General features: G+C 73.8%; 12 protein-coding genes. 2 read left to right on the forward strand and 10 right to left on the reverse strand.

The window, feature by feature from the left end:
- The first annotated feature begins 7 nt into the window (after positions 1-7).
- Complete coding sequence (locus tag NJC10_RS02920) at positions 8-1,474, forward strand: FAD-binding oxidoreductase (protein WP_319074474.1); 1,467 nt, start codon at positions 8-10, stop codon at positions 1,472-1,474.
- 67 nt (positions 1,475-1,541) lie between these two features.
- Here the strand turns inward: NJC10_RS02920 and NJC10_RS02925 are convergent, their stop codons facing one another.
- The 5 genes from NJC10_RS02925 to NJC10_RS02945 all read right to left on the reverse strand — a co-directional run bounded on the left by NJC10_RS02925 (position 1,542) and on the right by NJC10_RS02945 (position 6,507).
- Positions 1,542-2,558 carry a bile acid:sodium symporter family protein gene (locus NJC10_RS02925; RefSeq protein WP_319074477.1) on the reverse strand — a complete coding sequence of 339 codons (1,017 nt, stop codon included), beginning with the start codon at positions 2,556-2,558 and terminating at the stop codon, positions 1,542-1,544.
- A 108-nt stretch (positions 2,559-2,666) separates the two neighbouring features.
- Complete coding sequence (locus tag NJC10_RS02930; protein WP_319074478.1) at positions 2,667-3,470, reverse strand: enoyl-CoA hydratase/isomerase family protein; 804 nt, start codon at positions 3,468-3,470, stop codon at positions 2,667-2,669.
- Positions 3,471-3,490: 20 nt separating this feature from the next.
- On the reverse strand, positions 3,491-4,681 hold the full coding sequence (locus NJC10_RS02935) for an acyl-CoA dehydrogenase family protein (RefSeq protein WP_319074479.1): 1,191 nt from the start codon (positions 4,679-4,681) through the stop codon (positions 3,491-3,493).
- Complete coding sequence (locus tag NJC10_RS02940; protein ID WP_319074481.1) at positions 4,681-6,270, reverse strand: fatty acyl-CoA synthetase; 1,590 nt, start codon at positions 6,268-6,270, stop codon at positions 4,681-4,683. Before NJC10_RS02940 ends, NJC10_RS02935 begins: the two co-directional genes overlap by 1 nt.
- 42 nt (positions 6,271-6,312) lie before the next feature.
- On the reverse strand, positions 6,313-6,507 hold the full coding sequence (locus tag NJC10_RS02945) for a hypothetical protein (RefSeq protein WP_319074483.1): 195 nt from the start codon (positions 6,505-6,507) through the stop codon (positions 6,313-6,315).
- 227 nt (positions 6,508-6,734) lie between these two features.
- Between NJC10_RS02945 and NJC10_RS02950 the strand changes: the two genes are divergently transcribed.
- The gene (locus NJC10_RS02950) at positions 6,735-8,027 is read left to right on the forward strand and encodes an APC family permease (protein ID WP_319074575.1); all 1,293 of its coding nucleotides are present in this window, start codon (positions 6,735-6,737) and stop codon (positions 8,025-8,027) included.
- A gap of 129 nt (positions 8,028-8,156) precedes the next feature.
- On the opposite strand, the gene NJC10_RS02955 is transcribed toward NJC10_RS02950, so the two are convergent.
- From NJC10_RS02955 to NJC10_RS02975, 5 genes are all read right to left on the reverse strand, one after another.
- The gene (locus NJC10_RS02955; RefSeq protein ID WP_319074484.1) at positions 8,157-8,522 is read right to left on the reverse strand and encodes a hypothetical protein; all 366 of its coding nucleotides are present in this window, start codon (positions 8,520-8,522) and stop codon (positions 8,157-8,159) included.
- A 77-nt stretch (positions 8,523-8,599) separates the two neighbouring features.
- Complete coding sequence (locus tag NJC10_RS02960; RefSeq protein ID WP_319074485.1) at positions 8,600-10,096, reverse strand: alanine/glycine:cation symporter family protein; 1,497 nt, start codon at positions 10,094-10,096, stop codon at positions 8,600-8,602.
- Positions 10,097-10,141: 45 nt separating this feature from the next.
- Positions 10,142-11,596: a ribonuclease H family protein gene (locus NJC10_RS02965; protein ID WP_319074487.1), complete on the reverse strand. Its 1,455-nt coding sequence runs from the start codon at positions 11,594-11,596 to the stop codon at positions 10,142-10,144.
- Positions 11,597-11,877: 281 nt separating this feature from the next.
- Positions 11,878-12,396, reverse strand: a complete 519-nt coding sequence (locus NJC10_RS02970) for a TetR family transcriptional regulator (protein ID WP_319074488.1) — start codon at positions 12,394-12,396, stop codon at positions 11,878-11,880.
- Between the two features lie 10 nt (positions 12,397-12,406).
- On the reverse strand, positions 12,407-13,066 hold the full coding sequence (locus NJC10_RS02975; protein WP_319074490.1) for an ABC transporter ATP-binding protein: 660 nt from the start codon (positions 13,064-13,066) through the stop codon (positions 12,407-12,409).
- Between the last annotated feature and the right edge of the window lie 53 nt (positions 13,067-13,119).

Consider the following 13,119-nt stretch of genomic DNA (forward strand, 5'->3'; position numbering starts at 1 on the left):
GGCCGCTATGACCCCGGCCACGTCGTCCGCTGACCATCCCGCCCCCGCCACGCCTGCCTCCGCCTCCCCGCAGGACGTCCTCGCCCGCCTCGAGGCAGCCCTGCCCGGCCGTGTGGACGCCACCGAGGCCGCGATCGCCGTCGCGAGGAGGGACCGCTCGGGCTTCTCCGCGGAGGTCGCCCCGCTGTGCGTGGTCCGCGCGCAGTCGGTCGAGGACGTCCAGGAGGTGTGTCGGATCGCCACGGCCACCCGCACGCCGCTCGTGGCCCGCGGCGCCGGCACCGGCATCTCGGGCGGCGCCGTCGCGGGGGACGGGGCCATCAGCCTGGACCTCATGGCGATGGACCGCATCCTCGAGGTCTCGCCGGCGGACCGTGTGGCCGTGGTCGAGCCCGGGATCCTCAACGGGGACCTGAACCGGGCCCTGGCGGAGCACGGCCTGTGGTGGGCGCCGGACCCGGCGTCGAAGGAGATCTCCAGCGTGGGCGGCAACATCGCCCTCAACGCGGGCGGCCTCCTGTGCGCCAAGTACGGCGTCACGCGGGAGGCGGTCCTCGGCCTGGACGTCGTCCTCGCGGACGGCACGCTGCTCCACCTCGGCCACCGCACGGTCAAGGGCGTGACCGGGTACGACCTCACCGCCCTCATGATCGGCTCGGAGGGCACCCTCGGCATCATCGTGGGCGCCACCCTCGCTCTGCGCCCCCTCGACTCCGCGCCCGTCGCCACGCTCGGCGGCTTCTTCCCGGACGTGGTGGCCGCCGCGCGCGCCTCCGCCGCCATCACCGAGGCCGGCCTCGTGCCCGCCATCATGGAGCTGCTGGACGAGGCCAGCCTGGACGCGATCCGCCGCTACACGCTCTTCCTGGGCGAGGACGTCTCCGCACTGCCCGAGCGCGGCGCGTACCTGCTGGTCCAGGCGGACGGTGCGGGGGCCGAGGCCGAGGGGGAGCGCATGGCCGCGCTCATGCGCGCCGCCGGGGGCGACGTCGCGGTCACCATGGACCCCGAGCACGCCGACCGTCTCGTGACCCTGCGGCGCCGCGTGTTCCCCGCCCTGGAGCACCTCGGCACCCCGCTCGTGGAGGACGTCGCCGTCCCCCGCTCGAAGATGCCGGAGATGTTCGCCCGCATCCGGGAGATCGAGGCGGCCACCGGCGTCTTCATCCCGACGTCGGCCCACGCCGGCGACGGCAACCTGCACCCCATCCCGGTGTTCGGCCGAGCGGGGGAGGTCGGCGACGTGGACGCGTCCACCGGCGTGCCCGCCGAGGTGTGGGACGCCGTCGGGCAGGTGTTCCGCGCGGCCCTCGAGATGGGCGGCACGCTCACCGGCGAGCACGGCGTGGGCCTGCTGAAGCGGATGTTCCTCGAGGAGGAGCTGGGGCACGAGCAGTACGAGCTGCAGCGCCGGATCAAGGCGGCCTTCGACCCGGCGGGCATCCTCAACCCCGGCAAGGTGTTCGCGGACTGAGCCCGGGAACAGCGGCGGGCCCGCACCACCGTGGTGGTGCGGGCCCGCCGTCGTGGGTGCCGGGGTGTCAGAGCGTGGGCTGGTGGCGGACGTCCTCGGCCTCGGCGGCGTCGCGCGCCGACGTGGCCGCGCGCTCGGCGCGCGTGTCCGCCCGGTTGTAGGCCAGGGCGAGCAGCGGGCCTGCGATGTTGTGCCAGGCCGCGGCAACCGCGCCGGGCAGCGCGGCCAGGGGACCGAAGTGGGCCGAGGCCAGCGTCGCGGCGAGCGCGGAGTTCTGCATGCCCACCTCGATGGACACGGCGCGCCGCTCGCGCGGGCCGAGGCCGGCCAGCGTGGCGGCCAGGTGCCCCAGCCCGAAGCCGACGGCATTGTGCAGCATCACGGCGACGAAGACGGCGACGCCCGCGCTGAACACCACCGCGGCGGACTTGGCCATGACACCCGCGAGCACGAGGGCCACGCCGACGATCGAGAGCCAGGGCACGATGCCGGCCACCCGCTGCGCGAAGCCCCGCGCGAACAGCTGCACGAGGACGCCCAGGACCACCGGGATGAGCACGATCTGGAGGATCTGCATCACCATGGCCCCGGCGTCCACGGGGAGATAGCTGCCGGCCAGCCACATGACAAGGAGCGGCGTGAGGAACGGGGAGAGGACGGTGGACAGCGACGTCATGGCCACGGAGAGGGCGACATTGCCGTTGGCCAGATAGGTGACGATGTTCGAGGCGGTGCCGCCCGGCACACAGCCCAGGAGAACCATGCCGGCCACGAGCATCGGGTCGAGGTTCAGCAGCACCGCGATGCCCAGGCCGGCGAACGGCATGATCGTGTACTGCAGCAGGAGCCCGACGAGGGCCGCGAACGGCGCCGCCTTCAGCACCCTGAGATCCGGCAGGGTGAGCGTCAGGCCCATCGTGAACATGATGAACCCCAGCAGCCAGGGGACGTACGGCCCGATGGGCAGCGCCACCTGAGGCACGAAGGCACCGAGCGCGGCGAAGGCCACCACGACGATCGGGAAGACGATGGTGGCCAGGCTCGCCTGCTTGCGCTCGCTCGAGGCGGCTGCGGTGGGCTCCATGAGGGCTCCTCATTCCGGGATGTCACGGGAAGTGCGGTGTCAGTCACCCTAGGGGGGGTGTGGGCGACCGCCGGGCACTGTGACGCACCTGGCGGCAGCCCCCGCCCCTCACCGCCGCGCGAACGCGTCCACGCGGGCCACGGCCTCCGGGTGCCCGGACGCCGCCGCGATCGCGGCGCTCTCCCGCCGCAGGTGCTCCTCGAAGCCCTCGAGGTCGGGGCCGCGCAGCAGCGCCTTCGTCGGCCCGTAGGTGTGCACGGCGCCGGCGGCCAGCTCGTCCTCCAGCTCGGTCAGGCGCGCCTCGAAGCGGTCACCCGCCGCCACCTCCGCCGCCAGGCCCCACTCCACGGCCTCCGTGCCCGTGAGCTGCCGCCCGCCCAGCGCCAGCTGCGCGGCGCGCGCCGGCCCGACGGTGCGGGGCAGCCACCAGGAGACGCCCGTGTCCGGCACCAGCCCCGCCGCACCGTAGGCCGTCAGCAGCCGTGCGTCCTCCCGGACCAGCGCGAGGTCGGCGTTGAGCAGGAGTCCCAGCCCGGCGCCCGCGGCCGTCCCGTTCACGCCGGCGAGCACCACGAGCCGAGAGCGCACGAGCGCCAGCGCGAGGTCGCTCGCGGCGGCGGCCAGCTCGGCGATCACGCCGGGGCGGTCCTCCGGCGCTGCGGCGGCCATGGCACGCACGTCCCCGCCGCCGCAGAACAGCCGGCCGGCTCCGGTGAGGGTGAGCACGTGCACGGACGCGTCCGCCTCGGCCTCCCGCACGATGGCCAGGACCTCTCGCCCCAGGTCCAGGCTCAGCGCGTTGCCCTGGTCGGGCCGGTCCAGCACCACCCGGCGCACGCCGGGCCGCGCCTCCACGCGCACGCCCGCTCGGCTCCGGGGGGCCTCGCGGCCCACGTACGTCCCGATCTCCATGTCGTCTCCTTCCATCCTGCTCATGCGAATGCGCTCATCCCGGTCAGGTCCCTGCCCAGGATCAACGCCTGCACGGACTCCGTTCCCTCATAGGTGTGCAGCGCCTCGACGTCCGTCATGTGGCGGATCACCTGGTTCTCCAGCAGGATGCCGTTGCCGCCGAGCATGTCCCGGGCGATCTGCGCCACGCGGCGCGCGCCCCGCGTGCAGCTGTACTTGAGCAGGGACGCCTGCTGGTCCCGCAGGGTCCCGGCCTCCTGCAGCCGCGCGACCGCCGCACAGCGGGCCTGCATCCCCGTGACCTCGTCCAGCATCTGCGCGAGCCGCTCCTGCACCATCTGGTGCGCGCCGAGGGGCTTCCCGAACTGCTCCCGCTGCGTCGCGTAGGCCAGCGCGGACTCGAACATGCTGGAGGCGTGGCCCAGCGCGGACCACCCCACGTTCACGCGGGTGGCCACGAGCACGCGGGCCGCGTCCTTGAACGTGGCGACGTGGGGCAGGCGTGCGTCGTCGTCCACCCGCACGTCCGTCAGGGAGATCTCCGCCTGGTGGATCGCCCGCAGGGCGCCCTTGCCGGTGATGACCTCGGCCTCGTACCCGGGCGTGGACTGCTCCACGATGAAGCCCTTGACCTGGCCGTCCTCCGTGTCGCGCGCCCACACCAGCGTGATGCCGCCGGAGGCGCCGTTGCCGATCCACTTCTTGGCGCCGTTCAGCACCCAGCCGCCGGCGCCGTCGGGACGGGCGGAGGTCTCCAGGGACACGGAGTCCGAGCCGTGCAGCGGCTCGGTGAGCGCGAACCCTCCTGGCAGACGACCGCTGGCCACCGGCTCGAGGTACCGCTCCTTCTGCGCCTCCGAGGCGCAGTGCACCAGCGCGCGCAGCACGAGCCCACCCTGCACCGCCGCCGCAGCCGCCATGGAGCCGTCCGCCCGGGAGATCTCCATCGCCACCAGGCCCGCGGCCAACGGCGACATCACCGCGTGCCCCGGCACCTCCAGCCCGTCGGTGAGCAGGTCCAGCTCGCCCACCCGCGCCACCAGGTCCAGCGGGTACTCCGCCCGGTCCCAGTGCCCGTCGATCCGCTCGAGCACCTCCCGCCCGTAACCGCGAGCGCGGTCCCAGTGCGCGCGGTCCTCGTCCGTGGCCTCTGTGAAGGCCCCCAGGTAGTCCACGTCCAGGGGGGTGGTCACGTCATAGGTCGGCCGCATCACCCCTGGCCCGCCGTCCGTTCGGCGCGCAGGGCGCGCTTGAGCAGCTTGCCGGACTGGTTGCGCGGCAGCTCGGCCACGAAGTCGACGCGCTTGGGGACCTTGAACGCGGCGAGGCGCTCCTTCACGTGGGCCCGCACGGTCTCCGCGGTCAGCTCGGCGCCCTCCTTGAGCACCACGACGGCGGTCACCGCCTCGATCCACCGTTCGTCCGGCAGCCCGACGACGGCGACCTCCGCCACTTCGTCCAGCTCGTAGATGGCGTCCTCCACCTCGCGGGGCGCCACGAGGACGCCGCCGGTGTTGATGACGTCCTTGATGCGGTCCACCACCTGGATGTAGCCCGCGGCGTCCTGGGTGACCTGGTCGCCGGAGCGGAACCAGCCGTCGTCGGTGAACGCGTCCGCGGTGGCCTCGGGGCGGTTCCAGTACCCGTTGAGCAGCTGCGGGGAGCGGTACTGGATCTCGCCCGGCTCACCCGGCTTGGCCGGGGCGCCGTCCGCCGTCATGACGCGGGCCTCGACGTGGAACACGGGGCGTCCGCACGAGGCGGGGCGGGCATCGTGCTCCTCGGGACGCAGCACGGTGCAGAGGGGGCCGAGCTCGGACTGGCCGAAGCAGTTGTAGAAGCCGATGCCGGGCTGGGCCTGCCGCAGGCGCTGCAGCACGGTGACGGGCATGATCGAGGCGCCGTACTGGGCCTTCCGCAGCGAGGAGAGGTCGCGCGTGGCCAGGTCCGGATGGTTCGCCAGCGGCACCCAGACGGTGGGCGCCAGGAACAGGGAGCCGATGTGCTCGGTCTCCACCAGCTCGAGCATCCGGGGGATGTCCGGGGCGGACAGCAGGCGCACCGTGGCGCCGAGGCTCAGATAGGGGAGCAGGAACACGTGCATCGCGGCCGAGTGGTACAGCGGCATGGCCACCAGGGGACGGTCCTCAGCCGTGAAGTCCAGCGCGATGACGGAGGAGAGGTACTCGGCCACGAGCGCCCGGTGGGACATCATGGCGCCCTTGGGGGCGGACGTGGTCCCCGAGGTGTAGAGCAGCTGCGCGAGGTCGGTGGCCGACACCTCCGCCTCCGGGGCGGCGGCGTGCAGCGTCTCGTCCTGGGCGGTCTCCAGCACGGAGGGCTCGGCGTGGCCGGCGGGGAGCATGGTCCACACGTGCCGCAGAGCCGACGCGCGGCCCTCCGCGCGGACCTGGTCCACGCGCTCGAGCATCGCGGCGTCTGTGACGAGCAGCTCCGCGCCGGAGTCCTCGAGGGCATGGGCGAGCTCTCCGCCCTTGAGGGCGAAGTTCACGGGCACGTGCACGTAGCCGGCCGTGGCACACGCGAGGAAGAGCACCGCGTAGGCGTCCGAGTTCATCGCGTAGGCGGCGACGCGGGAGCCCTGCGGCATCCCGGAGGCGAGCAGCCGGCGGGCCACGCGGTGCACGCCGTCGCGCAGCTGTGCGTAGGTCCAGTCCCGGTCCTCGAACCGCAGGGCCACGGCGCGGGGGGAGCGGGCGACGGCACGGGCGAAGAGGCGGCCGATGGTGTCCTCGGGTGCCGGGCCGCGGGCGTGGGTGTCAGGGGTCGTCTGCGACATGGTGTCCTCCAGGGGGTGGAGCGGAAGGGGCAGGGAGGGGGCTCAGAGCCGTTCGACCGTCGTCCCCGGGACGTCCTCGGACAGCCCTGCGGCACGCCAGGCGTTGCGCGCGGTGTGCATGGCCCGCGGCCCCGGCTGGTCGACGCCGTCGAGGAGCACCTCGGCGTCCGCGGCCGAGTCGAGGTCCTGGCGGCCCACCGGGGTGCGGACGGCGTCGACGATGTGGGCCTCAGTCATGAGGAGTCCGATCTCTGGGCGACCTGTGGTGGGCGTCACGCTAATGCTAGGAAATCCAACAATCAAGGGTGGTCCGCGTGACCCCGCGTCCCGCCCCTCTGACCTGGGCAGACACCCGCCCCACCGCTTACCGTGAGCGGGCACCCCCGCGTCCCCCTCCGTACGAGAGCAGAGCCGTGACCTCTTCGCACTCCGCCGGCGCTCACTCCGCCGACGTCGACCCCGCCATCAGCAGCCCACTCGCCCGCAAGGTCGGCACGTGGAGCCTCTTCCTGTTCATCCTGGGCGACGTCCTCGGCGCGGGCGTCTACGTCCTCGCCGGCTCCGTGGCCAAGCTCTCCGGCGGCGCCGTCTGGGTGCCGCTCGTGGCCGCCCTCCTCCTCGCGCTGCTCACGGCCGGCTCCTACGCCGAGCTGGCCACGAAGTACCCACGCGCCGGCGGCTCCTCGCACTACGCCACCCGCGCGTTCGGCCCGTTCGTCGGGTTCCTCGTGGGCTTCTGCATGCTCGCGGCCGGCATCGTCTCGGTGGGCGCGCTCGCCCTCGGCTTCGCCGGCGACTATCTCGGCGCGTTCGTGAACTGGCCGACGGCGATCGTCGTCGTCGTGTTCCTCGCGCTGCTGGCTGCCCTGAACATCCGCGGCATCGCCGAGTCGCTCGGCGTGAACCGCGTGGCCACCCTCATCGAGGTCGGCGGCCTGGTGCTCGTGGTGGTCCTGGGCGCCATCCTGCTCGCCCGCGGCGGCGGGGACCTCTCCCGACTCACGCAGCTCGGCACCCCGGAGAACGGCCCGTTCGCGGCCGTCCTGGCCGGCACCGTACTCGCCTTCTACTCGTACGCCGGCTTCGAGACCAGCGTGAACGTGGCCGAGGAGACCCGTGACCCCTCGCGCTCCTACCCCCGCGCCCTCTTCGGCGCGCTCACGGTGGCGGGCCTGCTCTACGCGGCCGTCGGCGTCGTGGCCTCCGCCGCCGTCCCGACGGATGAGCTCGCCTCCTCCTCGGCCCCGCTCCTGCAGGTGGTGCAGGCGGCGGGGATCGTCCCGCCCGTGGTGTTCAGCGTGATCGCGCTCGTGGCCGTGGCCAACGGTGCGCTGCTCACGGGCATCATGAGCTCCCGCCTCACCTACGGCATGGCCCGCGACGGCCTGCTGCCCTCCTTCCTCGGCAAGGTCCTCCCGGGCCGGCAGACCCCGTGGGTGGCGGTCATCGTGACCACCGCGATCTCGCTGGTGCTCGCTCTCACGGGCACCCTCGAGCTGCTCGCGGGCATCATGGTGCTCCTGCTGCTCGTGGTGTTCGTGGCCGTGAACGTGGCCGTGCTGGTGCTGCGCAAGGACCCCGTGGCGCACCGCCACTACCGCGTGCCGGCGTTCCTGCCGGTCCTCGGCGTCGCCTCCTGCCTGCTGCTCGCCACGCAGGTGGAGCCCGAGGTCTGGATCGGCGGCATCCCGTTCCTCGTCGTGGCGGCTCTCCTCGCGGTGTTCGCCATGGCGAACCACCGGCGCCGGAACGCCTGAGACAGGCCCGGGGACGCCCCACCCGCCGAGGGCCTGGGTGGCCCGACCCGTTCGGACCCCGCACGCAGGAAGGGGCGGTCACCTCGGACGAGGTGACCGCCCCTTCCTGCGTGCGGGGGGAGGAACCGCTCAGAAGCCCAGCGGGCCACGGCGCGTGGTGCGTCGACCGGTGGTGCCGCCGAGCAGCGAGCCCAGCAGGCCGCCGCCGCGCGGGGTGCCCCGACGCGTCGTGGGGGCGTAGCCGCGGCGACCGGCCGCGCCGCCGGCGCGGCGCGCCAGCTGGCTCAGGGCCAGGCCGCCCAGCGCCGCGAGCATGCCGTGGGACGCACCCGACCGGCCGTTGGTGCGGCCGACACCGGACTGGCCCAGGCCGGGGCGGCCGAAGGACGAACGGGTGGAGCGGCCGCGGCCACGCTGCTGCGTGCCGCCGAGCGAACCGGTGAGGCTGGAGAGGATGCCCATGGTGATGTCCTCCTGGGACGTCGTGCCGGCCACGGGAGCGTGGCCGATCTGTTGAGCCCAACCTAGGCCGACGCCCCCCGGACGCGTCCAGTGCTCGCGGGCGTGCCGGTTCAGGCGCGGTGGCTGCCCGCGGAGAGCGGGTCCCCGCCGGCGCCGCGCAGCTGATCGCGGCCGGCGACGTCCGTGCCGTCCTCGGCGCCCCACAGTGCCACGCCGCGGGCCTCGGGGAGGTCCGAGATGTGGAAGTGCGGGTCCTGCCCGGCCTTGAGCTTGCGCTCGTAGTCCTTGAGGAGCTTCACGGCCAGGTGTCCCAGGGGCAGGATCGCGATGAGGTTGATGGTGGCCATGATCGCCGCGAAGGTGTCCGCGAGGTCCCACACGAGGGCCACCTTGGCGAGCGCGCCGCCGATCACGCACAGCAGCACGAGGAAGCGGAACACGGTGATGGCGCCGCCCGCATGGCGGCCGGCCAGGAAGCGGATGTTCGCCTCGCCGTAGTAGGTGTTGCCCAGCACGGAGGACCAGGCCAGGAAGAAGATGATGACGGTCAGCGCGGGGCCCGCCCACTGGCCCACGGCCTGCTGGAGCGCCCCCTGGGTGACCACCATGCCGAGCGCGTCCTTGTCCCCGTACGTCGGGTTGGAGAGCAGGATGATGAACGCGGTGGCCGTGCAGACGATCAGGGTGTCGAAGTAGACGCCGAGGGACTGCACGAAGCCCTGCTTCGCCGGGTGGGAGACCGCCGCGGTGGCGGCGGCGTTCGGGGCCGAGCCCATGCCCGCCTCGTTCGAGAACATGCCGCGGCGCACGCCGTGCAGGATCATCGCCATGCCGACGGCGGCGCCCGCCACCTGCTCCATGCCGAACGCGTGGCGCACGATGTGCAGGAACATCGCCGGGACCTCCGTGATGTTCACGATGATCACGATGATCGCCAGGATGATGTAGAAGACGGCCATGACGGGGACCACCACGTTGGTGACCGTGGAGAGGCGGCGCACGCCGCCGAAGATCACGAGGCCGGTGAGGACGGCCAGGCCCACGCCCACGATCCACGCCGTGGTGGTGGACTGGCCCCAGTTGGCCTGCACGGACTCGGAGATCGAGTTGGACTGCACGGCGTTGAACACGAACCCGTAGGTGAACGTGATCGCCACGGCGAACACCATGGCGAGCCACTTCGAGCGCAGGCCGTCACGGATGTAGTAGGCGGGCCCGCCGAAGAACCCCTCCGAGCCCTTCTGCTTGTAGAGCTGGGCCAGCGTGGACTCGACGAACGCGGTGGCGCCGCCGAGGAGCGCCAGCAGCCACATCCAGAACACGGCGCCGGGGCCGCCGAGCACGATCGCGATGGCCACGCCCGCCACGTTGCCGGTGCCCACGCGGGAGGCCGCGGAGATGGTGAAGGCCCGGAACGGGGAGACGCCGTCGTCGCCGGGCCCCGTGGAGGATCCCGCCGTGACCGAGCGCAGCATCTCCGGGAGCATGCGCACCTGCACGCCGACCGTCCGGATGGTGAACCACACGCCTGCCACGGCCAGCAGCGCCATCACGACATACCAGTAGACGTTGTTGAAGGCGGCGATGGCCTCGGTGATCTGATCCATGCGCCCAGGCTACGTGCTGCGCTGAGCGGGCACGGCCCGCCGCGCTCAGGCGCAGTCGCTGTTCCAGGTCTCCGCGTACATCGCGTAGCGCAGCCGCACGATGTGCTCCAGGCGGCGGTGCAGGTCCCCCTCGGAGACGCCGGCGGCCGTGTTGCGCGCGGCCGAGCGGGCCAGGGCGTCGGCGAACTCGTTGCCCTCGAGGCCGGCGTGGCCCTTCACCCACGTGGTGTTCACGTGGACGCCGGCGGCCTGGCTGAGGTCCACGGCCGCCAGGAGCCGGCGCAGGGAGCGGCGGATGCGCTCGCCGCGCGCGCCGCCCAGGGTCAGGCGCTCGCGGTGGGCCTCGCGCAGCAGCGCCAGGGCCGCCCGGGAGTCCGAGTGGATGGTCACCTCGCCCCCCGGAGGGGCGCCCCAGGCCGCCATCAGGTGTCCCAGCACGAGGCCCTCGAGCTCCACCTCGAGCGGCAGGGTGGCCCCCTGCAGCGGATGGGCGGCCCACATCCGGTCGCGGGCGACGGCGGCCGCCCCTCCCGTGCGGGTGCCGCGCAGCAGGGACCCGTCCACGTACACGTCCGTGAGGTCGGCGGGATCCGTGAACGCGAGGCTGTGGTGCAGGCGCGGCAGGGTGCGCCGGATGAAGCGGTCCGCGCGGCGCCGGGAGAGGAACACCTGCCCCGAGCGGCGCCCCGCGGAATCCTCGGCCTCCTGGGCGCGCAGGTCCTCGAGGGCGATCCGCTCCGCCCCGAGCTGCATCACGCGGTCCGCGTCCACGTCCGGCAGCAGGTAGCTGGAGCGCTGCGAGCCCACGGGGGACTCGTCCAGGCGGTAGGAGACGACCGGCACGTCCGTGGGGGCGAGCATGCGCAGCAGCGTCAGGAGGTCGGCCTCCCGATCCGAGCGGAGGCGCACGATCACCGGGCGGCCCGCGGGGAGGTCGTGCAGCACGGTGTCCCAGAAGCGGTTGAGCCGTGGCGCGGTGATCAGTCCGGTCTGCACGGGCCCCTTGTCGTCGTCGCCGAGCTCGCGCAGCTCCAGGGTGCGGATGACGTACACGATCCCGTCCGGCACGGGATGCAGGTCCAGGCGCAGGGAGGGCCCGTGGGTGACGCCGGGGAGCATGGCCAGCGGATGGGCCACGACGCGCACCCCGTCCTGACGGACGCGGACGCGGGGCGGCGCCGGCCGCGGGGGGCGGGGGCGGCTGGCCGGGACGAGGTGGAGGGGACGCAGTCGGCCCCGCGGCGCGGAGGAGCGGGCATGCGCGGAGGTGTTCGGCTTGACCGGTCCGGCGTGGTCCGACCTCCTCGCGGTCGAACTGCCCGAGCCGACCGGGCCCACCCGCAGGAAGGCCCCGTCCCGGACCGGCGCGCCGGCGCGGTGGGCCGCGGGGCCGTGGAACGCCCAGGACACGTCGAGCAGCGCCGCGGGGATCGCGGCGTCTGCGTCGATGTGCACGGGGCGGTGCATGGCCTCGCGCGGGTGGTTCTTCCTGGCTCCCATGAGTGGCAATCCGGCGGGTCGAAGGGGTCTCACCGAGAATTCGTGCCGGACTCGGCGAGCGCGTCGGGTGGAACTGTGAGCCGACGCCGAGGGCGTAGCTCGTCATCTGTCACCCTCCACTGTAGGGAGCAGATCCGGTGCTGGGGAGGTCTGCGGAACGTTGCGTTCCGTCATGGCGGAAGGATTCCGCGCCCCGTGGAGATCCGGAGCCCCCTGATCGACGTCGCAGAGCCCGCCGAATGCCGGGGGTCGACCTTCCCTGCACGGCACCCCTCCGGGCCTCAGAGGACGTTGCGGCGAAGCCCCTGGAAGTCCGGTCCCGTGACCACGCCGAGGGCCTGCGCCTGGGAGCGCTGCTGGCGCAGCGAGACCGTGCCGAGCAGCAGCGCGAGGGCCCGCTCGCCCTCCTCCGGGGAGTCGGCCGCCTCGGTCAGGAGCGTGTGCAGCGCCCCGCCGCCGAGGCCGAGCGCGAGCGCCGAGAGCACCACGTCCGTGCCGTCCCGGTGGCGCAGCAGCACCTGCTCCGCCACGGCGGCCCGCCCGGCGACGTCGCCGATCCGCCGGGCGCGCACCGTGTCACCGATCTCGGCGACGATCCGGTCCGCGACCCGGGCGAGCAGGGTCTGCTTGTCCGGCACGTGCCAGTACAGGGCGGAGGCCTGCACGCCGAGCACGGCGGCCACACGGCGCATGGAGAGGTCGCCCATGCCGAAGTCCTGCAGGATGCCGACGGCGGCGTCCACCACGTCCTCGGCGGTCAGCCGACCCCGGGCGGAGGCGGCGGCAGGGGGCGGGGTCATGCGCCCGAGGCTACCCCGGACCCGTGCCGGGGCGCCCGTCGTCGTGGGTCCCGGACACCCCCAGGCGCACGGTGCGGTCGGCCATGACGGCGGCCTCCGAGAGGTCGTGGGTCACCACGACGGCGGTCACCCCGGCCGCCCGCAGCACCTCGCGGATCTGCACGGCGAGGCGTTCGCGCAGGTCCGCGTCCAGGGCGGAGAGCGGCTCGTCCAGCAGGAGGACGCGGGGGGAGGGGGCCAGCGAGCGGGCCAGGGCCACGCGCTGCGCCTGGCCGCCGGAGAGGCTCTGCACCGGCCGGTCCGCCAGTTCCGCGAGCCCGACGAGTGCCAGCAGCTCCGCCACCCGGGCGCGCCGGTGCGCCCGGTCCCACCCGGCTGCCCCGAGCCCGTAGCCCACGTTGCGGGCCACGGTGCGGTGGGGGAAGAGCTGTCCGTCCTGGAACACCATGCCCACGCCGCGCCGGTGGGTGGGCACGGAGGTCACGTCCTGCCCCCCGATCTCCACGGACCCGGCCACCACGTCCTCCAGGCCCGCGATGCCGCGCAGCACCGTGGACTTGCCCGAGCCGGAGGCGCCCACGAGGGCCACGATCTCGCCGGGCGCGAGCGTGAGGTCCACGCCGCGCACCGGCACCGCACCGTCGGGGTAGGCCACGCTCAGGCCGCTCACGCGCACCCCCGCCCCGGCGGGCGCGCCTGGCGTGCCGCCGCCGTCGTGGCAGA

The sequence above is a fragment of the Micrococcus sp. M4NT genome (assembly GCF_033790745.1).
Lineage (GTDB): Bacteria > Actinomycetota > Actinomycetes > Actinomycetales > Micrococcaceae > Micrococcus.